Raw genomic sequence first — 1,643 nt, 5'->3', positions numbered from 1 at the left:
GCCGCAGGACACCAGCACACCGACGGTGTGCGCGCCGAGCAGCACGGCGTACGGGCGCGCCCCCGCCACCCGTCCGGCGTCGAGGACGGCCCGCTCGGCGTCGGCCCAGCCGGCCCGGTCGGCCAGCAGCAGCCGGACGGTGCGCAGTTGGCGCCCGTACCGCAGGCGAGCCGCGAACGGGGCGGCGAACGCGGCCGCTGTCGCCGCGAGTTCGCGGCGCAGCCGGCGCCGGAACGCCCGCCGGCCGCCCGCCCGGCGGGCGGTGAGGTGGGCGAGGACGGCGAGCAGCACCAGCACCCCGCCGATGCCGATCAGCGTTGTGGTGCCGGGCATCGCGGGCAGCAGGCCGGACGGCGGGAACGCCGCGACGGCGGCGGCGGAACGGACGGTTGCGACAGAGGAGGCTCCGGTCGCGGAACGGAGGGCGGCGACGGTCACGAGGCGACCGCGCCCCGGTCGACCAGGTGCCGGCGCAGCGACCGGACGCCGTGGTGGGTACGCGACTTGAGGGTCCCGACGGGTATCCCGACGGCGCGGGCGACCTCCGCGCCGGGGCGCCCGAGGAGATGGACGTGCACCACGGCCTCCTGGTGGATGCGGTCGAGCGAGCGGAGCGCGTCGACCAGCACCAGCCGGTCGAGGATCCGGTCGGACGGGTCGGCGGCGTCCGCCGCCACGGGGGCCGGGAAGCCCTCGACCGCGATGCCGACCGGCACCGCGCGGTTCTTGCGCCATTCGTCGATCAGCAGGCGCCGGGCGACCGTGAACAGCCACAGCCGGATCGGCCGACTGTCCCAGTCCAGGGCCTCGGCGGCCTGCCAGGCCCGTAACATCGCCTCCTGGACGATGTCCTCCGCCCGGTGCGGATCGTTGTCGCTGAGCCCGCTGATGAAGCGGAACAGGACTTCGCGTTCGGCCAGCAGGAGTTCCGCCCACGGTGCGGCGGTCGGCCCCGACCGGGCCTCGTCGGCTGTCTGCGCCATGTTGGTGCCTTGCTCTCTCGCGGGACCGGTCCGGACGGTGCCGCGTCCTCGGGTGGATCACGGGTCCGTCCCCGGACGGCCGTCACCGTAGCGCCGCAGGGGAACGGGCGGCCGATCCTCCGGTGAACTCCGGGCCACCCCCGTCTTTCATGAGATGGACACGCCATGAATGTCGGAGCGCCGCCACGCGCAGGACACCCCTGGTTCACGCTGCGGCCGGACGGCCGGAGGAACATCCCCAGCGCCCGCCCTCGCCCTGGAGGCCACGTGTCCGGACCGCCCGACCCGCCGTCAACCGCCGTGCCCGACAGGGAGTCCCCGCCCGTTCCGGCGCCCCGGCCGCACCGGGACGGCGGCACACCGGCCGCGGGCCCGGACCCCGCGCCCGCACGCTTCTCCGACAGCTTCCTGCGCCACACCCCGAACCCGCCGCGCGGGCTCCTGCCGCAGGCCCGGGTCTGGACCACCACGGCGGCCGCGGCCGCGCTGGTCGGCGCCGTCGCCCTCGGCTCCGCCCTGCTGCCCACCGGGAACGGAGCCGCACCGCACGCCGCACCGAACGCCGCCGCCCCCGCCGCGACGGTGACGACCGTCGCGCCCGGGGCCGCCGACCCGACCGACGGCCCGCCGAGCTCCCCTCCCGCCCCGGAGCCCTCGGCC

At 77.1% G+C, this 1,643-nt stretch carries 1 protein-coding gene and 2 pseudogenes; 1 reads left to right on the top strand and 2 read right to left on the bottom strand.

The features are described 5' to 3' along the window. Positions 1 to 438, bottom strand: a pseudogene (locus tag BI06_RS51590) (hypothetical protein); the annotation flags it as partial. Next, complete coding sequence (locus BI06_RS34875) at positions 435 to 983, bottom strand: sigma-70 family RNA polymerase sigma factor (protein ID WP_051742603.1); 549 nt, start codon at positions 981 to 983, stop codon at positions 435 to 437. The pseudogene BI06_RS51590 and the gene BI06_RS34875, both read right to left, overlap by 4 nt. Positions 984 to 1,250: 267 nt before the next feature. On the opposite strand from BI06_RS34875, the pseudogene BI06_RS51585 reads away from it, so the two are divergent. Further along, a pseudogene (locus BI06_RS51585) lies at positions 1,251 to 1,643 on the top strand (hypothetical protein); the annotation flags it as partial.

Source organism: Kitasatospora sp. MBT66 (assembly GCF_000710405.2).
GTDB lineage: Bacteria > Actinomycetota > Actinomycetes > Streptomycetales > Streptomycetaceae > Kitasatospora > Kitasatospora purpeofusca.
The sequence above is the reverse complement of the archived record's forward strand: the minus strand, read 5'-3'. Positions and strand labels throughout refer to the sequence as shown.

Excerpts from the sequence above, each read along its gene's own strand:
- BI06_RS34875 (WP_051742603.1), bottom strand. The coding sequence starts at position 983 with ATGGCGCAGACAGCCGACGAGGCCCGGTCGGGGCCGACCGCCGCACCG.